Here is a 22,786-nt window from a genome sequence, read left to right on the forward strand (position 1 = left end):
ATATCGTTTTAATTTTGATCATGAAGTCCCGCAGATCTTTTTCTACGGGGCTTTTTATTTATATTGGTGTCATGAAAAAAATGCCTATTCTTTTATCACTTATTGTTACAATGGGTTGTAATGCCAATAAAACAAAAAGCCTCTCTACTGATACTGTAGCTGTAGATACCATCAAAAAGATCTCGATGGTCGACTCAGCCAAACTCATGCTTGACAGTTCAGACTTTTATATGAGAAAAGGTGTAAAGAAAGAAATGAGTGTTGAAGCGACCCGGACGAAAGTGGGGATTTTCATGGATAAGTTCTTTAACATCTACGGCCAGCTTTCCCCAGCTGATACTGCGGAGGTATATGAATATCGGTTGAAGAGTTTAAATGAGCTTATAGACCTACAGGTTGAGCAAACTAAAAAGGAATCAAATAGATAATACAGGTGTGGACCGATGACCCGCCGCAATCATTTTACACGATCACCTTAAAGGCATCCTTCATCCTGCTCAATTTCGACTGGAACACCGTAGCCATAAGCAATGCCCGGCTTTTGGCTTCAGTAGCTACCGGCCCTTCAAAATGCTGGTCAACGGTGCTGTTAAATAGCTCGAGCCAGCGTTCAAAATGTTTTGGGGTAATAGGAAGCGGTGCATGCCGTGCAAAAGGGTTACCCCTGAAACCGGGCACACCGAACAAGGCGGCGTTCCAAAAGTCGTACATCTTATCTAGGTGAGGCTGCCAATCGTCATGCACCACATCAGCGAACACCGGTCCTAACAGGTCATCCTGCCGTACCTTGGTGTAAAAGTCATTCACCAGGAGTTTGATCTCGTCTTTACCCTTGATGTCCATAATTGTTGCTGATCAGGCCTCGTCAGAGGCATTTGGTTTTGACCGGGCACCGGCCAACTCACCCGTATGGGCCTTGATACGGCTGTAGAGATTTTCCTCATCCAGGGCATCCTCGATCTGACCCAGCACGCTAAGCAGGTTATGATCGGCTTGCGAGAGCAGGCGTTGTATCTCCTGTTTGATCAGGGCCAGTACAGGTGCCAGTTCGTCAAGCATACGCTTGCCTTTGGCTGTTAAGCAAACCATGCGCTTCCGCCCGTCGATCTGGTCTTTTTTTGCCGTAATAAGTTTGGCTTTTTGCATCTGATCCACAAATTGAACGATGGCCGGGTGCGTAAGACGCAACTCATCGGCAATGTCAACTATCGAGAGCACCTTGCGGCGGCTCAATAGCTCAAGCACCAGGAACCACTTGGCCTCAAAGTCGAAATCAAGTTCTTTATATATCTTGTTCACATCCTGTGCCAGTCGTTCGCTCAGCCGCTTTAAACGCGTAGCCATAGCTAACTCGGCCAGTTCAGAAATGAGGTCCATTGTTCAGTGTTAATACAGCTACCAATATACGTTTAAAATACAGTTTTTAGCTATTGCAGCAGCGTTGTGTAGAAAGGGTCCGTAAAATCTGCAGAGAAGTGTATGATGTTGTTCAAATGCACGAATTCATGCTTTTGATGCGTGGTGGTGAGTACTACGGCAGGCATCTGGGCGTTCAAAGCGGCCTCAGCCCCTTTGGGTACATCCTCAAATACCAGGCAATCTACCGGGTCAACCCCTAACAGCTCAGCAGCTTTTAAAAAGGTCTCCGGATGGGGCTTACTGAAGGTCACATCATCGGCACTTACCACGGCTTTAAAGTAATGACGGATGTTCAGGTTATGGATCACAAAATCGATATTGAATGGAATGGCGGCCGAAGCGATAGCCATGGGTATCTGTAACTCGTAAGCACGTTCCAGGAAACGGTCCAACCCGGGCAGCAGAGCCAACTGGGGCAGGTATTCTTCCTGGTAACGGCGCTCTTTGGCAAAGGATAATTCGGTCATTTCCTCAGCAGTAAATCGCTGCGGACCGAACACGCGCTCCAGCACTTCCTGGTTCTTGCCGTACATCTGCGCTTTAACCTCATCCCAGGTAAAATTGCCACCAAGTTCTTCATTAAATATCCGTTGCCATGCCCGGGTATGGTGATCCATGTCATTGATCATGGTGCCGTTCATATCAAATATCAGAGCCTTGGGTCGTTGTGTCATGGCCGCAAATAGGGAAAAATAGCAGGCATGGTCAAGTATAATTTTAATTAATGTTATAACAATGATATGGTGGTAAGGGCATTCGATCATGCATCGGGCAACTTTTTAGTAACTTGCGGTTCCTATTTTTAACAATGAAGTTCAGCAAGATCATTGCCTCCTGGGGCGGTATCGGTTATATCAAAGGTGGTGGCACGGTGGCAGCGGCGGTAACGTGTTTGATCATCTATTTGCTCCGCCAGCAAGGTAGTTTTGAGCACCTTTGGGTGCTTCCGGTAGCGGCGGTCATCATCACGCTGATCGGCATTTACACAGGAGACGTCGTAGAGGCCGATTGGGGCAAGGACAGCTCGCGCGTGGTGATCGACGAGGTGGCCGGGCAAATGATCAGCCTACTGCTCCTACCGCTAACTAACACCAACCTGGTCATTGGCCTCCTCCTGTTCCGTTTCTTCGACATTTTGAAACCCTTAGGGGTACGCAAAATGGAGGCCTTAAAAGGCGGTACCGGTGTGATGATGGATGATGTGTTGGCAGGGGTGTACGCCAATATCGTTCTACAGATACTGGTTCGCGTATTTAACCTTTAAGAGATGCATCTCGCTTTATTGCTCGTCGGCAGGTTTGCTTTTAAAGCGTGGCTTGAAGCCTAATTTCAAGGCAGGTGCCTCGGTCGGGTTTTCCTCTTTTTTCTCCTCTACTGGCTCAGGACTATCTGATGGAGTTGCGGGCAAAGGCTGCTCTTTAGCGGGATCGGTCGCCGGGCTTTCATCAGCTGACCGGGTAGTGGTCACGCCTGCTTTAAAGCGCGGTTTAAAACCCATTTTGGGTGCTGGTGAAGCAATATCTGATGTCGAGGTCTCATTCTTCACTTCAGCTTCAGCGATAGGCTCAACATCGGTTCCAGGCTCCGCTGGAACTTCCTCTTTTTGAACATCAACAGCCGGCTTAGTAGTGGTCACACCAGCTTTAAAACGAGGCTTGAAGCCCATTTTAGGTGCCGGGGTTACTTCGTTCGATGAAGTATCAGCTTGTACAGCCGTATCGGTATTTGGTGTAGCCGGACCATTGTCAGCTACTGGTTCGACGTTTTGTTCTGCGTCTTGTGTTGAAGGTTTAGTGTTGGTCACTTCGGCTTTGAACCGAGGCTTGAAGCCCATTTTTGGTGCAGCAGGCGGTTCATCAGATGGGGCATCTGCTTGTGCTGATGCAGGGGCCGGCTCTTCAGCAGGTTTGGCGGTGGTCACCCCAGCTTTAAAACGAGGCTTAAAGCCCACCTTAGCTACAGGTGCTGCTTGTTCTTGAGGCGCATCAGCATCTTTTGTAGGTTTTGATGGACCAGCTTCAGCTGTTGCCTCAGTTGTCGGTTCGGCAGGTTTAGACGTAATGACACCCGGTTTGAATCTCGGCTTGAAGCCTACCTTGGCCGTTGGTGCTTCGGCAGGTTTGGCTTCATTGGTCGATGGCGTTTCAGTTGCGGAGGCCTCCTTTGTTTTCGTTTCATCAGTAGCGGGAGTTGCCGTAGGGGATTTGAACCTTGGCTTGAAACCGCCCGGTTTGGGTCCTTCCTGGATCTGATCGGCCACAGGCGGAACAGTGAGCATATCGCTTACCGTTTGCTCGGCGATCTGGTTCTCCGGGCGCAGGCGTTCAGCTTTTACCTCGGGTGGCAGCGGGAACTGGTGACGCAGCTTATTGAACCAGAACTTTTTGGTATGGTCAAAGCTCTTTTCGCCCATTTGCTCGTAGTGTTCCTTAAATTCCGAAAATAGTCCCGGCTCACTTTGTTGTAAGCTGCTGAGGTCTATCTTCTTCTTTTTAAAAAACTCTTCGAACAATAACATGATCGTTAGATATTGATGTCCACATTCAGGTCCTTCCACCTTATGCCGGTAGTGGTTTGCTCCCAATTCTGCTTTTCCTCATCCGTGGCCTTCATCAGCGCCGGGAAGAACGTTAATGGGAATACCTGCTGTTTACCGTCAGGTTTTTCCACCAGCAACATATCATCCTGAAAAGATAATTTGATGTTGCCTTGCTGCTTACGTGAGGTGAATAGTGGCATGTTTATTTATCAACGTCATTGCGAGGAACGAAGCAATCTATGAAATATGCTTGGTCAATATGCCTAACGCAGAGGTTGCTTCGTGCCTCGCAATGACGAGTTTGGGTAATTATACTCCCCTCCTTTAACGGGGCCGAAGCTTACTCCGCCATGTTATGGTACACGGCCTGTACGTCGTCGTCCTCTTCCAGTTTGTCGATCAGCTTCAATACATCGGCTGCATCGGTCTCGCTGATCTCGGTGGTCGATAACGGGATACGCTCCAGCTTGGCCGACTTCAACTCGATGCCCATGCCCTCAAGGGTCTTTTGCATCTTGCCAAAATCTTCGTAAGCAGCGTGCAATACGGCTACGTCCTTACCTTCTTCGTCGCTCTCCACAAATAGCTCTTCCAGGCCGGCATCGATCAGTTCAAATTCCAATTCTTCCAGATCGCGTTCGCCCGGCTCAAAACGGAACACCGATTTACGGCTGAAGATGAAATCCAATGAACCTGTTTTACCGAGCGCGCCACCTACTTTAGTAAAATAGCTGCGTACGTTAGCCACGGTACGGTTGGTGTTATCAGTAGCGGTCTCTACCAGTACGGCCACACCGTGCGGGGCGTAACCTTCGTATACTAATTCCTCGTAATCTTTTTCGTCCTTGCTTGAAGCGCGTTTGATCGCCGCCTCTACACGATCTTTAGGCATGTTCACGGCCTTGGCATTTTGCATGGCCGTACGCAGGCGGGAGTTGCTCTCGGGATTAGGACCGCCATCTTTAACGGCCATCACGATCTCTTTGCCTAAACGTGTGAACTGCACGGCCATTTTGGCCCAGCGCTTAAATTTTCTCTCCTTACGGAACTCAAATGCTCTTCCCATTTATGTGTGAGTAGTTAACGGTAAATTGAACGTCCACACCTTAGACATGACCAGGTCATGCTGAGTTTGTTGAAGCCTATCGCATGTTCAGCTCTCAGACCAACAAGCGACCACTACAACAATGGGTATGAACAGATCACAAAACTAAAGTATTCTTTAGATTTTTCAGCATCTCGGCGGTCATCCGTTGCAGGTCGTATCGTAATTGCCAGTCCCAGTCCTTTTGAGCATAACTATCGTCAATGCTTTGAGGCCAGCTATCGGCAATGGCCTGGCGGGGGTCACGATCGGCATAGCTGATCTCGAATTCCGGCATCTCTGTCCTGATCGCGTCAGCCAGTTCGGCTGGGGTAAAGCTGATGCCCCCTAAGTTATAGCTTGAGCGGATGCTGATCCTTTCGGCCGGGGCGTCCATCAGCGTCAGCGTAGCGCGTATTGCATCGTCCATATACATCATCGGCAGGCGCGTATCGGCTGTTAGGAAGCTTTCATATCTTCCATCCTTAACGGCCTCATGGAAAATGTGTACGGCATAATCGGTTGTGCCGCCGCCCGGGGCAGCCTTCCAGCTGATCAGGCCGGGGTAGCGTATACTGCGGACATCTAACCCGTATTTAGCATGGTAGTACTCACACCAGCGTTCGCCGGCCAGCTTACTGAAACCATAAACCGTGTTAGGATCCATCACGCAATACTGAGGCGTATCTATACGTGGCGAATGCGGACCGAACACCGCGATAGAACTTGGCCAGAACACCTTTGCCGTTTTGAACTCTACCGCAAGGTCAAGCACATGGATGAGGCCGTTCATGTTAAGGTCCCAGGCCAGTTTGGGCTTTTGCTCGCCAGTGGCCGATAGTATGGCCGCCAGCAGGTATACCTGTGTAGGAGCATGTTCCTTGAAAACATGCAGCAGACTCTCCTTCTCCAGCACATTAGCGTACTCATACGGGCCATGCTCGCGCAGGGCGGTCGTTGGCTGGTTGATATCTGATGCGATCACTTGCTCGGCACCGTAGCGTGCGCGTAAGGCTGTCACCAATTCGGTACCGATCTGGCCATTGGCGCCGATCACTAATATCTTTTCGCTCATGCAGTATTTTATTTGGAGAGATACAAAACTACAAAAATGCTGCTAACAAGATCACATGCAGCCATTTTTACCGATCATCTTGTAACAACAGAACCTTTACCTCGCGTCGACCCGGATCAAGACCCGCTCACCATATCCAAATTATATTTGGCATTATGGATAGACACAGTGCTTCCATATCGCCTAAAAACCTCATTTATAAAGCGCTTAACCGGTTTTTGTTTACCAAAATGCCTAACTTAGCCAACTAATATTTAATTAATTACATAATTTATTCGAGACAAATGAAAGTCGCAGTAGTAGGTGCTACCGGTTTGGTAGGCACTAAAATGTTGCAGGTCCTTGAGGAGCGCAACTTCCCGGTAACCGAGTTGATCCCAGTGGCATCCCCAAAAAGTGTAGGTAAGGAAGTTACCTTTAAGGGTAAGCCATATAAGGTGGTACTTGCCGAGGATGCGATAAAGCAGAAGCCCGACCTGGCCTTGTTCTCGGCCGGCGGCAGCACTTCATTGGAGCAGGCCCCACTTTTTGCAGAGGCAGGCATCACCGTTATCGATAATTCATCGGCCTGGCGTATGGATCCTACCAAAAAGCTGGTAGTGCCCGAGGTAAATGCCGACGTACTTACCGCCGAGGACAAGATCATTGCCAACCCCAACTGCTCAACCATACAAATGGTGGTTGCCTTGAAACCCCTGCACGATAAATATAAGATCAAACGCGTGGTAGTATCTACCTACCAATCAGTGACCGGTACCGGCGTTAAGGCAGTGGATCAGCTGTTCAATGAGCGTAACGGCGTTGAAGGCCCTAAAGCTTACCCGTACCAGATCGACCTGAACGTGTTGCCGCACATCGATGTGTTCACCGAGAATGGCTACACCAAGGAAGAGATGAAAATGATCAAAGAGACCCAAAAGATCATGGGCGATAATAGCATCCGTGTAACGGCCACTACCGTGCGTATACCGGTAATGGGCGGTCACTCTGAATCTGTTAACGTGGAATTTGAGCAGGATTTTGACCTTGACGAACTGCGCACCCTGCTGAGCGAAGCTCCGGGTGTGGTAGTGGTAGACGATGTGGCCAACCTGAAATATCCAATGCCATTGGATGCTCACGAAAAGGATGAAGTATTTGTTGGTCGTCTCCGTCGTGATGAGACCCAGCCCAACACGCTGAACGCCTGGATCGTTTCAGACAATCTGCGTAAAGGTGCTGCCACCAACGCGGTACAGATCGCTGAGTACCTGGTAGCTCAAAAATTGGTGGGCGAGGCTGTTGAAGCTTAACCGTTTATTAACCACCTGTAAAAAAAGGGTGCTGACCATGGTCAGCACCCTTTTTTTATCCTTCCACTTTTATAAGGGCTATACCTGCGGCACGGCGACGGGCAAACAATTCAAAACATTTTATAGTTTCAGTTAAATAGCACATGCAGGTAAGCACCTGTACAAGACCCGCGATTTAGTTGAGACACCTATATTATTTAAGTCCTGATCAAAGATCAGCACTGATCAGATCGTTGTTGTTGATGACGCTGTTGATAGCGTTCGGCAGCGCCTACGCCCAGGTGATCGCTCCTGTGGATTCGGTGAAGGCCGATTCGTTGCGTAATGCTGCCAAGGCAAGGCCAACGGTTGATACCCTGCACAAACAATACGACTTTGGCGACCTAGTGAAAGCCATACTGCATCCGCACGGCCGTAAGGATACCGTACAAAAGAAACCTTCGGGCATCACTGTGATACCCAACATCGCTTCTAACCCGAGCATCGGTTTTCAGATCGGTATCAAAGCAGTGGCCGGTCGTAAACTTGGTACCGACCCTACCACCCTCATGTCGGTAGCGGCCACCTCGGCATCTATCACCACCAAGGGCATCCTGTATTTTTACATCAACCATAACGTATATACCAATGCCAACCGTTGGAATTTCCAGGGCAACATCGTAACGGCCAAAACGGTCACGCCCGACTTTGGTGTAGGCATTGGCCACGATGGCGGTGGCGATCAGGGCGACCAGATCCTCAACAATGCCGGCCGTAAGGCCTATGTACTACACTCGGTCTACTATAACATTCGCGAAAAGGTTTACAAAGAGGTAAGTAATGGCCTGTTCGTAGGGGCCGGGCTGTCGTTCGATATACGCCGCAGCATCGAAGACCGTATATCTACTACGCCGCTTACGCCTAACAATATCTATTCGGACCGGTATGGTTTCAATCCTGGTAATTACTCGGCCAATGGCTTGTTGTTCAATTTGCAATATACCACGCGCGATAACTTGAACCGGGCCTACAAAGGTATCTATGCAGACGTCGGTATACGCGCCAACCAGACCTGGATAGGCAGCACCAAAAATGCGGTACAACTAGTGACCGACTTTCGTAAATACTGGAGCCTGAGCTCCCGCAACCCCGAACATGTGATCGCCTTTTGGAACTGGGGAGCTTACCTGCTTGGCGGTGCGTTGCCCTATCTCGAACTGCCTGGCACCGGTCGTGACCCGGCCTTTAGGAGCGGCAGGGGATATACGGTCACTTACTTTAAGGGTACGCAATACTTTTATTCGGAGGCCGAATACCGCTTCCCGATCACCCGTAACAAGTTCATTAGCGGGGTAACGTTTTTCAATGTGCAAACCGCCAACGATGATATCAATATTCCCCTGTTCAAATACTGGCAACCGGGTGGCGGCGTCGGCCTGCGCATATTGTTCAACAAGGCCACGCGTACCAACCTCTGCCTGGACTATGCCTTCGGTAAGTTCGGTTCCAAAGGATTCTTTTTGGGGTTGAACGAGGCTTTTTAGAAAGATACTTCTCTTGATATAAATACCGTAAAAACACGGTCCGTATACTTATAGGCAAAGCACTATATTGCGCTACCTAAACAAGTGACTATTGGTACTTATCAAAAAAGCCCTGGCCTACAGCCGGGGCTTTAAGTTCAATGCCCATACAACTCTGTGGAGTGTCCAAGACTCTGTTTTGCTAAAACAATTAGCCAAACATCATGTTGTTATTTGAAATTGAATAACCATGGCAACTGAACATAAGAACACTGAGCAAGACGACATTAACCCAACACCACTCAACGGCTCTAACACCGTGAAAGACCCTGATGAATGGACCACCGGCGATGAACCGATGACCGGCGCACAGCATTCCTATTTAAAAACACTGTCTGACGAGGCTGGCGTAGAGTTCGATGGTTCGTTGAGCAAGGCAGAGGCTTCTAAACGGATCGATGAGCTTCAGCACAAGACGGGCCGCGGACTGGAAGAGAACAACGTGGATCAATAGTCCTGCTATCATCATTACGGCCACAGTGCAACTGCTGGTGATTGTGGCCGTAGTGATGTAATAGCTCTGTTCATATCATATTCTGGTTGATCTGAGATAATATCTACGCGGTCGTGTGTAAATGCTTTAGATACATTTGAACGCATCAACATCTTATCCCTATCATGAAACATCTATTGATCGCAGTGGCGCTTACAGCCTTTGCAGCCATCGCTTCCGCGCAGGTCATGACACCTGAGGACCGTGCCAATTGGAACGGCTTTGTCGATTTTTTAGATGCCAAGGGCATGAAGGGTTCCACCAAGTTAGATAAGCCCTGCCAAACCACTTCCCTCAACCTGTTCAATGAATATTGCGCCAGCCGTGGTTTAAAGCTCGATTATCACAACTTTGTCACCATGGTACAGACCAATATATCCGAATATCGAAAATTAGCACTTCAGGAGATCAGGCAAGGTAAAGCGCTTTTTAAAGGTACTGATGATGAGTTCATGCCTGGACTTAGCACTATTGACGGTTGGGCAGGCTCCCGGACCACCACTTATAAGTTCCCGGCCGAAAAGACGGTAATGACCCGCAATGGCCAGGTATTATCCGATCAGCGCAACGCCGTTTACCTGAACATGAAGGCCAGGCAATGATCGCCGGTATCGACCTGAATTCCTGATCACCATTTTCGTAATTCAATGTCTGCACGTTGCCCAAAGAGGCTAATTGCGACGATCAGATACACGTTGCTGGTGTTACATTTATGTGTTACCGCGTTACATTTGGTGTTACAGATCGGCTTTTTGTATGCTTTTTCTTGAAAAAGTTGGGTTTTTACAAATTTCGCAACCGTGAAAAGTGGGGAATTTTGGGGAATTCTGTTACAGGCTGTAACACCTTCTCGATACACTAAGCTACATTCGGTAGGCGGTAAACACATAGGGTCAGACCGGTGAACGTAGCTTCCTTAACCAAGTGAACGGAATTGTTTAAAGGCTCAGCGGATCAAGATCGATCTGTATAGTATCACTGATCGTTTGACGCGATCTCACTTGTAACATACCCAGATCTGAGGCGTCTATAGAGTAAAGCCCATCCATGCATAGGATCAAGTTCAACCTCACCTTATACCTGCTTATCTTATTTATCCCATACTTTTCTAATGCCCAGGTGAACCCCGACTCTGTTCGTAAATTGATCAGGGAACAAATGCTTGTACGCAGGATCCCTGGGTTACAGGTAGCGATCGTGAAAGGCAACAAGCTATGGTTCTCTGAGGCTTTCGGGACCGCTAATATTGAGCATCAAGTACCGGTGACCAACAACACCTTGTTCTCTATCAACTCTGCGACAAAGGCGTTCACAGGTGTGGCTATCATGCAACTGGCCGAAGATGGAAAGATAGACGTGATGCAGCCCATAGGCCGTTACCTGGATAGCCTTCCTCTGGCCTGGAGTAACATTAAGGTTAAAAGCTTACTTGATCACACCTCTGGTATCCCCGACTTTGTGAATGTGAAAAAGGGAGGTTTTATTGAGGGCCTGCCTTATCCGCAAGCGTTAAAAAGAACGCGCGACCTGCCTATGGAGTTCCCTGAAGGAGAAAGGACCTCTTACAACCAGACCAACTATGTGCTGTTAGGATAGATCATTGAAAAGTCAAGCGGTAAGCGTTTTGAAGAGTTCGTTAAAGAACGACAGTTCGTACCTGCTGGGATGACGCTCGCAGGCTTTGGTGATTCAAGAGACGTTATTCCTAACAAAGCACCTACCTATGCCGTGTCAAGAACTACAGAGCGTAATTTCATAAAAGGTCAAACGCTGGAAAGAACGTGGGAAGAGTTTCCGGAGCTACGGTCGACCGCCGGTATCAACTGCACGGCAACAGAGCTGGCGCAGTGGATCATGGCCCTTCAGAATGGCAAACTATTAAGATCTGCGAACAGCTTAAAACAGATGTGGGCACCTCAAAAACTGAACGATGGCAGCTATGGTGGCTGGGCATTGGGCTGGGTGGCTAAAAGAAATGTTGCTCCACGTGCTGTTGCTGGTATAGGTGGCTCCAGGTCTTGGTTCTACGTTTATCCGGATCATGACCTTACCGTCATCGTACTTACTAACATGAAGTCGATCGGTCCTGAGAATCTGGCCTCTGAGATCGCTGGCCTTTTCTACCCTGAACTCAAGGCAGCCAATGGCGGTAATTTGTCTGATGCGCTAATACCATTGAATGAACTTTGGAGATCAAAGAAATATAAAGACCTGAACGCTGCTTATGAGCATTTACTATCGAAGCAGCCGGGTTACAAGATCCCCGAACGTGACCTGGTGAACTGGGCCTATTCGGTGTTATTACTGGATAAACGGCCTGCTGAAGCACTTCCCATTTTCCGCCTTTTACTGAGGCTTTACCCCAATAGTGTTGATGGGAAGGAAGGGTTAGAAGCCGCTACCAATGGCTTGAAAAAATAATGACCACTGTAACGTAATGATCTAACACGCGGCCGGCCGGCAACGTGACCCTATCTTACTCAGCCACAACTTTTTTGAAATAATTTTTTTGTCATGTGTATCTAATTATTTAGATTTGGTCTAAATTACCCACACCAACACTTATCGATCAGTTCATGGCTACCCGATCACTCCAAAACAAAAAGGCCTCAGGCCCATCGTTATTTAAAAAGATAGCGGCCTGGTTGCATTTGTGGATGGGACTGCTGACCGGTATCGTGGTGGTGATCATCAGTATTACTGGTGCCATCTATGTTTTTGAGCGCGAGTTCAGGGGCATAGCCGAGCCATGGCGATTTGTTAAGGAGCAAAAAGGTGGTATGCTGTCACCAGCAGCAGTTGTTGAAAAAGCTTTGCCTGCCTTTGCGGCCGATAGCCTAAAGCCCAACGGCATCACCTACGGCATAGCGGGTGAAGCTGCCGAGGTGCGTGGCACTAACCGCAAGTCGGGCGTGTTCGTTCGTGCTTTTGTTGACCCCTACAGCGGCAAGGTGGTGCATGTGAAACGCCTGCGTGGCAAAAGCAAGGCAGCCAGGGAGTTCGACTTCTTCCGCTTCATATTGGACGGGCATCGCACGCTTTGGCTACCGCGCGAAGTGGGCCACATGGTGGTGGGCTCATCGGTATTGATGTTCTTTTGCATCGCCATTACCGGCCTGGTGTTATGGTGGCCCAAAAAATGGACCAAGGCCATTCGCGATAAAAGTTTCAAGATCAAATTTGATGGTAGCTTTAAGCGCACCAACTACGACCTGCATAACGTGCTGGGCTTTTACAGCTCTGTTTTCCTGATCATCATATCACTCACGGGACTGATCTGGAGCTTTCAGTGGGTAAGCCGTTCGGTCTACTGGGCCACATCGGGTGGCAACTCACTTACTGAAAAAGGCGATATGCGGTCAGACACGCTGCACATGACCGAACGCAGTTTGGCCTCGATCGATAAGGTTTGGCAACGTGTGAACAAGATCGATAACCCTAAAGGATTCTATATTTCCATCCCGGTAAAAGCTGCCGATGCCATCGGCATCACCGCCTACCTGCGCGAGGGCACATATTACAAGACCAACGTTTACCAATTTGATCAATACAGCCTAAAGCAACTTAAAGCCAGCGGACCCTTTTCGGGCCGATATGCTGATGCCTCGGCGGCCGATAAGCTACGCCGTATGAACTACGACATCCATGTAGGTGCCATATTGGGCATTCCCGGCAAGATCATTGCTTTTATAGTGGCCTTGATATCGGCCAGTTTGCCGATCACCGGGTTCTATATCTGGTGGGGTAAGCGCAATAAGAAGCCTGCAGCACGCAAACGCCCTGCCGGTAAAGGTGCAGCTGCCCAACCCAAGCTGGTGTTGCGCCCTAACGTGAGCACGGTAGAGGCATAAGCGAATCGATCAGCTCCATGAGCTCATCACTCATCGCCCAGCAGTGCTTTCAGCGTATCTATACTGTCGGCCTCTTCTTTAGGTTTATCCTGACGCCAGCGTAAAATGCGCGGGAAGCGTAGCGCCACACCCGATTTATGCCTGTTAGACCGGTTGATCCCCTCGAAACCGATCTCGAAAACCAACTCCGGCTTTACAGTACGTACCGGGCCAAATTTTTCCAGCGTATTGCGTTTGATGAAATGGTCTACCTTGTTGATCTCGGCATCGGTAAGGCCCGAATAAGCTTTTGCAAAAGGCACCAGTTTATCGCCATCCCAAACCGCAAAGGTGTAGTCGGTATACAGGTCGGCACGGCGGCCATGGCCTTTTTGCGCATAGATCATCACCGCATCTACCGATAGCGGATCGATCTTCCACTTCCACCAGTCGCCCCGGCGGCGGCCCACCTGGTAATGGGCATCCTTGCGTTTCAGCATAATACCTTCGGCCACCATCTCTCTTGAGCGTTCGCGTATGGTGCTCAGCTCTTCCCAGCTCTCATAAGTAATGAGCGATGAGATGTTGAACACCTCGGGGAATGAGGTAGCGGCTTGTAACCCTTCCAATAATGCACGGCGTTCGGTCTGCGTTCTATAGCGAATATCCTCACCTGCATACTCCAAACAGTCGTACGCGATCAGGGCCACCGGGCTATCTTCCAGTATCTTTTTGCTCAGGGTCTTGCGGCCAATTCGGGTCTGCAACACGGCAAAGGTCAAAGGCGATCCGCTGCGGAACGACAGGATCTCGCCATCGAGCACGGTACCGTCGGGCAGTTCATTTAAAAAGGGATGCAGCTCGGGGAACTTGTCGGTGGCAAGGTCCTCGCCCCGGCTCCAGATAAAGATCTCGCCGTTACGTTTGATCAGCTGGGCGCGTATGCCATCCCACTTCCATTCGGCCTGCCAGTTGGCGGCATCGCCCAGCAGGGTCTGCATGGCCTCGGGTGTTCTTTGCTTTTCAGATGTTTCCTGAACAGGATAAGCCAAAAAGAAAGGATAGGGCCTCGATACATCTTCCAGTGCGGTATCGGTATGCACCAGCTCGGCATACTGGTAGGTGTCGGGCATCCAGTTACCCATTAACCGGTGGGTAATGGTAGCGGCATCAAGGTCGGTCACATCGGCAATGGCCTTGATCACCAGGTTTTGCGATACACCTACCCTGAAACTGCCCGTCAGGATCTTGTTGAACACAAAACGTTCCTGTGTGCCTAATGAGGCCCACGAGTTCAGTAGCCAGTCGTGCTTTTCCTGTTCGGTCTTGTCGTTCAGGTCATTGATCTCGGCTATCCATTCGGTGAGCGTCTTGTCGCTGCTGCTATCGTTGTCGGGCAATAGCAGGGCCACGGTCTCGGCCAGGTCGCCCACCACGTGGTAGCTTTCCTCAAATAACCACGACGGGATGTTGGATGCCTCAATGGCCCACAGCCTGAACTGCGTAGCATTGATCTGCCGTTTAGGTTTACGCCCGGTGAACAGACCCAGCATGTGCATTTTGTCGGTATCGGGCACGCAGGCAAAATAAGCCTTCAGCGCTTTTACCTTCTCGTTGGTCTTGTTGGTCTCATCGAGTGCGGTGAAGAGTTGGGCGAATGCTTTCATATAGTACCTCCAGCCCCACCCCGGCCCTCCCCGGTAGGGAGGGAGTTAAGTTCTGTATCTAAAGCCTCGCCTTCCGGGGGAGGTTCGGTGGGGGCTTCTTCGTTCAGCTCCCTCCCTTCCGGGGAGGGCTGGGGTGGGGCCGTTTCCTCCTCATCCCCACCATACAAAGTATGTACCTCGCGGGCGTCGAAGCCGATCTCTGATAAATATCTTGAAAAACTGGCGGTATAGCCATGGGTCAGGTACACGGTCTCGCAGCCCGTGGCATCTATGGCGCTCACCAGGCCATCCCAGTCGGCATGGTCTGACAGCACGAAGCCCCTATCGGCCGCCCGGCGGCGCTTGGCCCCACGGATGGACATCCATCCCGAGCAATAACCAAAGCTGTAAGGCTGGAACTTGCGCAACCACGGCGTACCCACGGCCGATGGCGGCGCCAGGATGATCCCCTTGCGCACCTCCTCCTTTACCGAATCAACGGTGATACGATGGGTAGGTTGCAACTCAACACCATTGCGGCGCAAGGCCTCGTTGGTATTCTCGATCACGCCGTGCGTGTAAGCCTTCCCGATGCTGAGGTCGAGGTTCTGCAAGATGCGCTGCGCTTTACCGAGCGAATAACCTACGATCACCGTGGCCAGATCGTGCTCTACATTATGACGCCACCAACGGTTCACATCGTTAAAGATGTCGGCTTGGGGCAGCCATTTGTACACCGGCATCCCAAAGGTGCACTCGGAAATAAAGTGGTGGCAGGTCACCGGCTCGAAAGGTGCACAAACGCCGTCGTCCTCCACCTTATAATCGCCCGATACCACCCAAACCTGCCCGCGGTGCGCGACCCTGATCTGGGCAGAACCGATCACGTGCCCCGCCGGGTACATAGATATCTCCACACCGTTCTTCATCACCTTTTCGCCATACTCGACCGTCTGTAGTTGGATCTCGCCCAGGCGGTAGTACAACACCTCGCGCGATAGGTGATGCGCCAGGTAGCGTTTATGGCCCATATAGGCATGATCGGCGTGTGCATGGGTGATCACGGCATCGTCCACAGGTTTCCAGGGGTCGATGTAAAAACCACCCTCGGCACAATAAATGCCTCTGTCAGTGAACTCAAGCAACGGTCGTTGGGCCATAGGTAAGGATAACGGGGGGAAGGGCGATTTGGTTTTATGGCCTAACCCAAGTTCTCACTCGGGGAGCAGCCCCCTCCAAACCTCCCCCAGGAGGGGAGACTTTAAGATGTATAGTTCTGAATCCCTCCCTCCCGGGGAGGGTTGGGGTGGGGCTACTACACCTCTGCTACTCACTACCGCTACTTTTACTATCTTGCCTTCAATAGCTACTTATGGAAAAGATTATTGTACTGACAGGGGCGGGCATTAGTGCCGAGAGCGGGTTGAAGACCTTTCGTGATAGCGACGGGCTTTGGGAGGGTTATAATATCGAAGATGTGGCCACGCCGCAGGCCTGGCAGCGCGACCCGGTGTTGGTACAGAATTTTTATAACGAGAGACGCAAGTCGGTGATCGAGGCGGAGCCTAACGCGGCTCACTTTGCCCTGGCCCGCCTACAGGAAAAGTTCAATGTGACCATCATTACCCAGAACATCGATGACCTGCATGAGCGCGCCGGCTCAAACGATGTACTGCATTTGCATGGACTCATTACCCGGTCGCGGTCGAGCATTGACCCTAAACTGACCTACCCCATAGAGGGCTGGGAGCTGCGCATGGATGAAAAGTGTGAATTAGGCTCGCCGTTGCGGCCGCACGTGGTGTGGTTCGGTGAGGATGTGCCCATGATCTCGAAAGCGGCGCAACTATGCACCACCGCCGATCTGTTCATTTTGGTGGGTACCTCACTGGCGGTCTATCCGGCGGCAGGATTGGTGGACTATGTACCTTTCGACGCTCCTAAATACATCGTTGATCCTAACATACCCACAGTAGGCAGTACCAATAACCTGTACAAGATACCCGAAAAGGCTACCACCGGCGTAGTAAAACTGGCGAACGAGCTGATGGCTTAAAGCTTATCGATGCGTACCCAGCGCATACCGGCGGCATCGGCGGCATCACAACCGGCCTTGCCGTCCTCAAATACCAGGCAATGTTCGGGGGCAACGCCCAACAGTTCGGCCGCTTTCAGGAAAGGGTCGGGGTAAGGTTTGCCATGCGGCGTTTCACCGGCGCATACCATCACCTCTACCAGGTGGTCGATGCCCAGGATCTGCATGGTACGCTCTACCACTATGCGGCTGCTGCCGCTCACCACGCCTATGCGCACCTGGCCGGCATGGTTCTTCAGGTGGTTCACTACATAGTCGATCGGTTGTGTCTTTTCCATGTATTCCTCAATGAACACCTTGTACTTAGCATCCTTAAAGGCAATGGGATCAAATGTGCTCTGGTAGCGCTCGTTGATCTTTTCTACCACGTTCACGATAGGCAATCCCGCGAACTCGTCAATGATGGCGCCGTCTATCGCTACGCCTTGCTCGGCCGCCACGCGGATGTAGGTCTCCACGTGCATGGGCATGTTATCGGCCAGTGTACCATCGCAATCATACAGAAAGGCTTTAAAATTATCCTGGCTGATCTTGACCAGTGCATCGTAACGCTGTTGTGAGGTGGCATTCATGGCGGCAAAGGTAGGAAAATAGCCCCACCCAAACCCTCCCCGGGAGGGAGGGCTTACCAAACTTCTCTTTTTAGCTCTCCCCTCCCGGGGGAGATACAGAGGGGGCTACTCCCAGAGAGGGTTTGGGTGTGGCTTTTATGGAGCATGTTAAGAGATCGTTAATTTTCAACAATTGCGCGGGCATTCTTTTATTTGCTGCAAATTCTTCATACGTTTGAGATTTTTGTTGATGTAGCTTCAACAATATTTTTACCCTGAACGATGCTACGAGTAGACAGCAGTAAACCCTGCAAGCTTATATATGCCCTTGCCCGCCACGAGTACCTTTCGTGGCTGATCGAGCCGCATATCGTACAGCTTAATCCTAACGGAGAGTTCTCGCTCACGCATCAGCGCCTGTTCAGTAATACGGCACAGGAGTTCAGCAATTGTATCGATGATACCGACCTGAAACTCATCAAGATGCTGGAGGATATCGAGCAGGGGCACATCATCAAAAAGTATCATAAAAAGCCGGTACGTCCGTACGAGTTCTTCAGTAAGGTTTTCAATGACCAGCTTTATGAGGTGATCAGGCCCAAGATCGAGAAGAAGCTGACCGAGGCTTTAGCCCTGATGGCCGAAAAGCCGATATACCTGATGAGCAAGGAAGGCTACCCGGCCGAAAAGCAGCTGCACATAGCGGCTGAGGCCGCCACGGTACTGTTCCACTTCAAGCGCGACGATACCGAGATACGCTATTACCCTACCATCAAGTATCAGGGCATGAAGATCGAGTTCATGTTCAAGAACGCCGATATTATTTGCAACCACCCGGGCTGGATGATGCTTGACGATACGCTGTACTACTTTGACCGCGAGGTGGAAGGTAAAAAGCTACAGCCGTTCCTGAACAAACGCTATATCGCGATCCCGCGTAGTGCCGAGCGCTCATACTTTGAACGCTTTGTGGCGCCGCTGATCGAGAAACATCATGTACATGCCGAGGGCTTTACCATCAACACCGAAAAGTATGATGCCCGCCCCGTGCTGAAACCCATATATGTGGCCGGCGGCACCTCTCAGATACAACTTTTCTTTAAGTACGCCGGTTATATCTTCCCTCATGGTGATGGCCGCCAGATATCGGTCAAGATCGATAATAATGGCGACGATTACATCTTTCACCGCATCAAGCGCTCGGTGACCTGGGAAAAGAACAAGCTGCAATTTTTGGAGAACCTGGGGCTAACGGCCTCTTCGTCGCTGTTCCAGAACCTGGAGGTTAAACAGGCCGAGGATGATACCGACCGCTCCTTCTCCGTGTTCGACTGGCTGAACGAGCACCATCAAAAACTGGTGGATGCCGGCTTTGAGATCGAACAGCCAGACGGACAAAAACGCTACCTATTTGGCAATAGCAAGATCGACCTGCAGGTGAAAGAGAACAATGACTGGTTCGACATACACGCCATTGTCCACTTTGGGCCGTATAAGATCCCCTTCCTTGATCTGCGTAACCACATTCTCAACCGCAAAAAGGAATTCACCTTGCCCAGTGGCGAGATAGCCGTGATCCCCGAAGAATGGTTCGCTCAGTATGGTAACCTGCTCAACTTTGCGGAGGGTAACAAGGAACTCAAGCTGCGTAAGCACCACTTAGGCCTGATCAATGACTTGGCCGAGGGCGACCTGGCCAGCGTGACCATCAACCGCAAACTGCAAAAACTGGCTGATTTTGAAGAATTGGAGGACATTGCGCCGCCCGTTAACTTTGCGGGCAGCCTGCGCCCTTACCAGCAGGCCGGTTACAACTGGTTCCACTTTTTACGCGATTACCATTTTGGCGGCTGTTTGGCCGATGATATGGGTTTAGGTAAGACCATTCAAACCCTGGCCCTGCTACAAAAGAACAAGGAAAATGCCGAGGCCATCGGCGCTACCACTACCTCGTTGCTGATCATGCCCACCTCGCTGATCTATAACTGGATCAATGAGGCGGCCAAATTCACGCCATCGTTACGCATGATGGTGCATACCGGCGCGTTCCGTTACCGGTCGCCCGAGGTGTTCGGTAATTACGATGTGGTGGTGACCACCTATGGCATCAGCCGCATCGATGTGGAGATGTTCAAGTCGTTCTTTTTTGATTACATCATTTTAGATGAGAGTCAGAACATCAAGAATCCATCATCCAAATCATACCAGGCGGTCAAGCAGCTTAAATCACGCCATAGGCTCATATTGAGCGGTACCCCGGTAGAGAATACTGTTAACGATCTTTGGACGCAGATGTCGTTCATCAACCCGGGGTTGCTGGGCAGCCAGCAATTCTTTTTGAACGAATTTGTAACGCCTATAGAGAAGAAGAAGGACGAGGACAAAGCGCACCGCTTGCAGGCGCTGATCAAACCCTTTGTACTGCGCCGCACCAAGGAGCAGGTAGCCACCGAGCTTCCGCCCAAAACGGAGCAGCTCTTTTATTGCAAAATGAGCGATGAACAAAAGAACGTTTACGAAAAAGTAAAATCAGAATATCGTAACGAACTCTTGCAAAGCCTGGAGGACGGCTCCTTTGCCCAAAGTCAGATACAGGTATTACAGGGCCTGATCAAACTGCGCCAGATCGCCAACCACCCGTCCATGATCGACGAGAGCTACGAGGGCGATTCGGGCAAATTTGAGGACGTGGTGCATACCCTGGCCAACGTGCTGGATGGCGGCCACAAGGTCCTCATCTTCTCGCAGTTCGTGAAGCAGCTGAACATCTACCGCCAGTATTTTGATCAGCAAAACATCAAGTACACCTACCTCGACGGCGGCACGCAGAACCGCGGCGAGGTGGTAAAACGCTTTCAGCAGGATGAAGCCACGCAGGTGTTCCTGATATCGATCAAGGCCGGTGGTGTAGGTCTCAACCTTACCGAGGCCGATTATGTGTTCATCCTCGACCCTTGGTGGAACCCGGCCGTTGAGCAGCAGGCCATTGACCGTACCCACCGCATCGGGCAAACCAAGAACGTGTTCATCTACAAATTTATCACCAAAGACACGGTGGAAGAGAAGATCCTGGCCCTGCAGCAGCGCAAACTCAGCGTGGCCCGCTCGCTCATCACCACCGAAGAAAGCTTTATCAAATCCCTTTCGGCCGACGATATACGGGAGATATTGGGGTGACCCCACAGCCCCACCCAAACCCTCCCCGGGAGGGAGGGCTTTAAGAAAATGTCATCGGTCTTTCAAGTCTCCCCTCCCGGGGGAGATACAGAGGGGGCCGCGGACAGTTTTCACTACCTTTGCACTCCACTTCAACAAACACTACTTAACTACTCATGACCAGGCAACGCCATTTTTTCCTGATATTGATACTGGGGTCGTTAACGGCATTAGGACCGTTCTCGATCGATATGTATCTGCCCAGCTTCCCGGCCATTGCGGCCGATCTGCACACTACGGTGGAGCGGGTCACCCTTTCGTTATCCAGCTATTTTGTAGGCATATCGGCCGGGCAGCTTATTTATGGCCCGTTGCTTGATAAATATGGCCGCAAAAAACCATTGTACGCCGGGTTAGCGGTATACCTGCTGGCCTCATTCGGCTGTATGATGGTGCATACGGTTGATGGACTGATCGCGATCCGCTTTTTGCAGGCCATAGGCAGTTGTGCCGCGGCCGTAGCGGCCATTGCTATGGTGCGCGACCTGTTCCCGGTAGAAGAGAATGCCAAAGTATTTGCCCTGCTGATGCTGGTAGTGGGTGCATCGCCCATGCTGGCCCCTGCCATTGGCGGCTACGTGACCGAGGCCTTTGGCTGGCATGCGATATTTTTGATACTGGCCCTTATTGCCATAGTGATCCTGCTGGCCGTGATCTTTGCCTTGCCCAGCTCATACCAACCTAACCATCAGCTCTCGTTAAAGCCTGGCCCTATGGTGGCCAGCTTTTGGGAAGTGATGCGCAACCCGCAGTTCTTTACCTATGTGCTGGCGGGGTCCTTCTCTTTTGCAGGCCTGTTCACCTATGTGGCAGGATCGCCGTTGGTATTTATGGAACTATACAAGGTAAGCAAGATCAACTACGGTTGGATATTTGCCGGGCTGTCGGTGGGCTTTATTGGTGCTAGCCAGGTGAACAGCTGGTTACTTAAAAGCTTTACCAGCCAGCAGATCGTACCGGTGGCGCTTACCGTGCAGGTGATCGCCGGGATCGTGTTCGTGGGTGTGGCCGCTACCGGTTGGTTAGGCCTGGCCGGTGTACTGATCATGTTGTTCATCCTACTCAGCTGTATAGGTCTTATCAGCCCAAACACTTCGGCCTTATCCTTAGCGCCCTTTGCCCATAACGCGGGTACGGCCTCGGCACTCATGGGTGCTTTGCAGTTAGGTGTAGGCGCGCTGGCCTCTACAGGGGTGGGCTTTTTCCAGTCGTTAACGGCCGTACCACTGGCCTCTATCATGGCCGGCACGGCTGTAGTAGCTGCGCTGATCTATTTTACCGGCCGCCGCCTGATCAAAGCGCCGGTGCTGGCTACCGAGGGTGCCGTGGTAATGCATTGATACTCGATACTGATCAAAAAAAATAGCCGGACATGCCGGCTATTTTTGTTTATAAGTGAGTTGTTGGGTAAGGTTATCGCCTACCAGTCCTCCACGGTGATGTTGAGGCCATAGATGCCTTCTGCCGTGCCATCATCAATGGTCACATTGTCTAACAATTTGTACTCGTTAAAGCCGTACTGCCATAGTACGCCGTTACCGGACTGCCCTCTTGACGACCAGTTGAAATAGCCCCAGTCTGAGTCGCGCACCTTGATGTACACGCTGTACTTGCCGGGCGGCACATAGCCTAACTTGTAAGTGTTGTAATCGTCCAACGGCGCCAAAATGGTCTGTAGTTCGTAGCCGTCCTGTTTCTCTTCATCGTGCAGGTAAAGGTCAAAACGGGGCCTTACATTGCTGGAATTGTAGGTGATGTACACCGGTACAGGGTTCACGGATGTGGTTTGGGCCAATGCATCTGCCCCGAACGAAAGCGCAGCAATGACCATTGCCCACGCCAGCAGGAATTTTCTTCTTTTCATAATAAGCAGGTCGTTTATAATGGTTTACATCTCAAAGATACCCGCCTCAGGTTAGCCTGATCATACTTTATTACCTATTGTATGCACTATATTGCCATCAGCTTTCAAACGAAGAAACGG

General features: G+C 50.7%; 21 protein-coding genes and 1 pseudogene. 11 read left to right on the forward strand and 11 right to left on the reverse strand.

The window, feature by feature from the left end:
* Positions 1 to 20: 20 nt before the first annotated feature.
* A complete protein-coding gene (locus LLH06_RS19840) occupies positions 21 to 428 on the forward strand; it encodes a hypothetical protein (RefSeq protein ID WP_228171026.1) in 408 nt (135 codons plus the stop codon).
* A gap of 34 nt (positions 429 to 462) precedes the next feature.
* On the opposite strand, the gene LLH06_RS19845 is transcribed toward LLH06_RS19840, so the two are convergent.
* The 3 genes from LLH06_RS19845 to LLH06_RS19855 are packed head-to-tail and all read right to left on the reverse strand — an operon-like array spanning position 463 to position 2,093.
* Positions 463 to 843 carry a group III truncated hemoglobin gene (locus LLH06_RS19845; protein ID WP_228171027.1) on the reverse strand — a complete coding sequence of 127 codons (381 nt, stop codon included), beginning with the start codon at positions 841 to 843 and terminating at the stop codon, positions 463 to 465.
* Between the two features lie 12 nt (positions 844 to 855).
* Entirely contained in the window at positions 856 to 1,377 is a 522-nt protein-coding gene (locus LLH06_RS19850; RefSeq protein ID WP_228171028.1) for a MarR family winged helix-turn-helix transcriptional regulator, read from the reverse strand.
* A 50-nt stretch (positions 1,378 to 1,427) separates the two neighbouring features.
* Positions 1,428 to 2,093, reverse strand: a complete 666-nt coding sequence (locus LLH06_RS19855; protein ID WP_228171029.1) for an HAD family hydrolase — start codon at positions 2,091 to 2,093, stop codon at positions 1,428 to 1,430.
* A gap of 134 nt (positions 2,094 to 2,227) precedes the next feature.
* Between LLH06_RS19855 and LLH06_RS19860 the strand changes: the two genes are divergently transcribed.
* Positions 2,228 to 2,683 (forward strand): phosphatidylglycerophosphatase A family protein, encoded by a 456-nt coding sequence (locus tag LLH06_RS19860; protein ID WP_228171030.1) that lies wholly within the window; start codon positions 2,228 to 2,230, stop codon positions 2,681 to 2,683.
* Positions 2,684 to 2,698: 15 nt separating this feature from the next.
* Here LLH06_RS19860 and LLH06_RS19865 read toward each other — a convergent pair whose 3' ends face one another.
* From LLH06_RS19865 to LLH06_RS19880, 4 genes are all read right to left on the reverse strand, one after another.
* A complete protein-coding gene (locus LLH06_RS19865) occupies positions 2,699 to 3,937 on the reverse strand; it encodes a hypothetical protein (RefSeq protein WP_228171031.1) in 1,239 nt (412 codons plus the stop codon).
* Between the two features lie 5 nt (positions 3,938 to 3,942).
* Positions 3,943 to 4,158, reverse strand: coding sequence for a DUF2442 domain-containing protein (locus tag LLH06_RS19870; RefSeq protein WP_228171032.1), 216 nt, complete (start codon positions 4,156 to 4,158; stop codon positions 3,943 to 3,945).
* Positions 4,159 to 4,298: 140 nt separating this feature from the next.
* Positions 4,299 to 5,024, reverse strand: a complete 726-nt coding sequence (locus LLH06_RS19875; RefSeq protein WP_228171033.1) for a YebC/PmpR family DNA-binding transcriptional regulator — start codon at positions 5,022 to 5,024, stop codon at positions 4,299 to 4,301.
* Positions 5,025 to 5,160: 136 nt separating this feature from the next.
* Positions 5,161 to 6,117, reverse strand: coding sequence for an NAD-dependent epimerase/dehydratase family protein (locus tag LLH06_RS19880; RefSeq protein WP_228171034.1), 957 nt, complete (start codon positions 6,115 to 6,117; stop codon positions 5,161 to 5,163).
* Positions 6,118 to 6,401: 284 nt separating this feature from the next.
* Here LLH06_RS19880 and LLH06_RS19885 point away from each other — a divergent pair, with 284 nt between their 5' ends.
* The 6 genes and pseudogenes from LLH06_RS19885 (at position 6,402) to LLH06_RS19910 (ending at position 13,315) form a co-directional block, all read left to right on the forward strand.
* Positions 6,402 to 7,409, forward strand: a complete 1,008-nt coding sequence (locus LLH06_RS19885) for an aspartate-semialdehyde dehydrogenase (RefSeq protein ID WP_228171035.1) — start codon at positions 6,402 to 6,404, stop codon at positions 7,407 to 7,409.
* Positions 7,410 to 7,651: 242 nt separating this feature from the next.
* A complete protein-coding gene (locus LLH06_RS19890; protein ID WP_228171036.1) occupies positions 7,652 to 8,932 on the forward strand; it encodes a BamA/TamA family outer membrane protein in 1,281 nt (426 codons plus the stop codon).
* 229 nt (positions 8,933 to 9,161) lie between these two features.
* The gene (locus LLH06_RS19895) at positions 9,162 to 9,425 is read left to right on the forward strand and encodes a DUF3072 domain-containing protein (protein ID WP_228171037.1); all 264 of its coding nucleotides are present in this window, start codon (positions 9,162 to 9,164) and stop codon (positions 9,423 to 9,425) included.
* A gap of 164 nt (positions 9,426 to 9,589) precedes the next feature.
* Complete coding sequence (locus LLH06_RS19900; RefSeq protein ID WP_228171038.1) at positions 9,590 to 10,066, forward strand: hypothetical protein; 477 nt, start codon at positions 9,590 to 9,592, stop codon at positions 10,064 to 10,066.
* A gap of 445 nt (positions 10,067 to 10,511) precedes the next feature.
* A pseudogene (locus tag LLH06_RS19905) lies at positions 10,512 to 11,885 on the forward strand (serine hydrolase domain-containing protein).
* Positions 11,886 to 12,040: 155 nt separating this feature from the next.
* On the forward strand, positions 12,041 to 13,315 hold the full coding sequence (locus LLH06_RS19910) for a PepSY-associated TM helix domain-containing protein (protein ID WP_228171039.1): 1,275 nt from the start codon (positions 12,041 to 12,043) through the stop codon (positions 13,313 to 13,315).
* 26 nt (positions 13,316 to 13,341) lie between these two features.
* Here the strand turns inward: LLH06_RS19910 and LLH06_RS19915 are convergent, their stop codons facing one another.
* Together LLH06_RS19915 and LLH06_RS19920 are read right to left on the reverse strand one after the other, a co-directional pair.
* Entirely contained in the window at positions 13,342 to 14,961 is a 1,620-nt protein-coding gene (locus LLH06_RS19915) for an ATP-dependent DNA ligase (protein ID WP_228171040.1), read from the reverse strand.
* The gene (locus LLH06_RS19920) at positions 14,958 to 16,100 is read right to left on the reverse strand and encodes a ligase-associated DNA damage response exonuclease (RefSeq protein ID WP_228171041.1); all 1,143 of its coding nucleotides are present in this window, start codon (positions 16,098 to 16,100) and stop codon (positions 14,958 to 14,960) included. The genes LLH06_RS19915 and LLH06_RS19920 overlap by 4 nt, the downstream gene beginning before the upstream one ends.
* A 212-nt stretch (positions 16,101 to 16,312) precedes the next feature.
* On the opposite strand from LLH06_RS19920, the gene LLH06_RS19925 reads away from it, so the two are divergent.
* Positions 16,313 to 16,996, forward strand: coding sequence for an SIR2 family NAD-dependent protein deacylase (locus LLH06_RS19925; RefSeq protein WP_228171042.1), 684 nt, complete (start codon positions 16,313 to 16,315; stop codon positions 16,994 to 16,996).
* Here the strand turns inward: LLH06_RS19925 and LLH06_RS19930 are convergent.
* A complete protein-coding gene (locus LLH06_RS19930; protein ID WP_228171043.1) occupies positions 16,993 to 17,607 on the reverse strand; it encodes an HAD family hydrolase in 615 nt (204 codons plus the stop codon). The genes LLH06_RS19925 and LLH06_RS19930 overlap by 4 nt on opposite strands.
* Before the next feature lie 261 nt (positions 17,608 to 17,868).
* Here LLH06_RS19930 and LLH06_RS19935 point away from each other — a divergent pair, with 261 nt between their 5' ends.
* Together LLH06_RS19935 and LLH06_RS19940 are read left to right on the forward strand one after the other, a co-directional pair.
* A complete protein-coding gene (locus LLH06_RS19935; RefSeq protein WP_228171044.1) occupies positions 17,869 to 20,763 on the forward strand; it encodes a DEAD/DEAH box helicase in 2,895 nt (964 codons plus the stop codon).
* A gap of 155 nt (positions 20,764 to 20,918) precedes the next feature.
* The gene (locus tag LLH06_RS19940) at positions 20,919 to 22,142 is read left to right on the forward strand and encodes a Bcr/CflA family multidrug efflux MFS transporter (protein ID WP_228171045.1); all 1,224 of its coding nucleotides are present in this window, start codon (positions 20,919 to 20,921) and stop codon (positions 22,140 to 22,142) included.
* 80 nt (positions 22,143 to 22,222) lie between these two features.
* On the opposite strand, the gene LLH06_RS19945 is transcribed toward LLH06_RS19940, so the two are convergent.
* Complete coding sequence (locus LLH06_RS19945) at positions 22,223 to 22,666, reverse strand: hypothetical protein (RefSeq protein ID WP_228171046.1); 444 nt, start codon at positions 22,664 to 22,666, stop codon at positions 22,223 to 22,225.
* Positions 22,667 to 22,786 lie beyond the last annotated feature (120 nt).

It is taken from the genome of Mucilaginibacter daejeonensis (assembly GCF_020783335.1).
Lineage (GTDB): Bacteria > Bacteroidota > Bacteroidia > Sphingobacteriales > Sphingobacteriaceae > Mucilaginibacter > Mucilaginibacter daejeonensis.

Coding starts and splice junctions, on each gene's coding strand:
- LLH06_RS19870 (WP_228171032.1), bottom strand. CDS start 4,158: ATGCCACTATTCACCTCACGTAAGCAGCAAGGCAACATCAAATTATCT.
- LLH06_RS19860 (WP_228171030.1), top strand. CDS start 2,228: ATGAAGTTCAGCAAGATCATTGCCTCCTGGGGCGGTATCGGTTATATC.
- LLH06_RS19855 (WP_228171029.1), bottom strand. CDS start 2,093: ATGACACAACGACCCAAGGCTCTGATATTTGATATGAACGGCACCATG.
- LLH06_RS19850 (WP_228171028.1), bottom strand. CDS start 1,377: ATGGACCTCATTTCTGAACTGGCCGAGTTAGCTATGGCTACGCGTTTA.
- LLH06_RS19840 (WP_228171026.1), top strand. CDS start 21: ATGAAGTCCCGCAGATCTTTTTCTACGGGGCTTTTTATTTATATTGGT.
- LLH06_RS19880 (WP_228171034.1), bottom strand. CDS start 6,117: ATGAGCGAAAAGATATTAGTGATCGGCGCCAATGGCCAGATCGGTACC.
- LLH06_RS19935 (WP_228171044.1), top strand. CDS start 17,869: ATGCTACGAGTAGACAGCAGTAAACCCTGCAAGCTTATATATGCCCTT.
- LLH06_RS19925 (WP_228171042.1), top strand. CDS start 16,313: ATGGAAAAGATTATTGTACTGACAGGGGCGGGCATTAGTGCCGAGAGC.
- LLH06_RS19915 (WP_228171040.1), bottom strand. CDS start 14,961: ATGAAAGCATTCGCCCAACTCTTCACCGCACTCGATGAGACCAACAAG.
- LLH06_RS19920 (WP_228171041.1), bottom strand. CDS start 16,100: ATGGCCCAACGACCGTTGCTTGAGTTCACTGACAGAGGCATTTATTGT.
- LLH06_RS19940 (WP_228171045.1), top strand. CDS start 20,919: ATGACCAGGCAACGCCATTTTTTCCTGATATTGATACTGGGGTCGTTA.
- LLH06_RS19885 (WP_228171035.1), top strand. CDS start 6,402: ATGAAAGTCGCAGTAGTAGGTGCTACCGGTTTGGTAGGCACTAAAATG.
- LLH06_RS19845 (WP_228171027.1), bottom strand. CDS start 843: ATGGACATCAAGGGTAAAGACGAGATCAAACTCCTGGTGAATGACTTT.
- LLH06_RS19875 (WP_228171033.1), bottom strand. CDS start 5,024: ATGGGAAGAGCATTTGAGTTCCGTAAGGAGAGAAAATTTAAGCGCTGG.
- LLH06_RS19890 (WP_228171036.1), top strand. CDS start 7,652: ATGACGCTGTTGATAGCGTTCGGCAGCGCCTACGCCCAGGTGATCGCT.
- LLH06_RS19945 (WP_228171046.1), bottom strand. CDS start 22,666: ATGAAAAGAAGAAAATTCCTGCTGGCGTGGGCAATGGTCATTGCTGCG.
- LLH06_RS19895 (WP_228171037.1), top strand. CDS start 9,162: ATGGCAACTGAACATAAGAACACTGAGCAAGACGACATTAACCCAACA.
- LLH06_RS19930 (WP_228171043.1), bottom strand. CDS start 17,607: ATGAATGCCACCTCACAACAGCGTTACGATGCACTGGTCAAGATCAGC.
- LLH06_RS19910 (WP_228171039.1), top strand. CDS start 12,041: ATGGCTACCCGATCACTCCAAAACAAAAAGGCCTCAGGCCCATCGTTA.
- LLH06_RS19865 (WP_228171031.1), bottom strand. CDS start 3,937: ATGTTATTGTTCGAAGAGTTTTTTAAAAAGAAGAAGATAGACCTCAGC.
- LLH06_RS19900 (WP_228171038.1), top strand. CDS start 9,590: ATGAAACATCTATTGATCGCAGTGGCGCTTACAGCCTTTGCAGCCATC.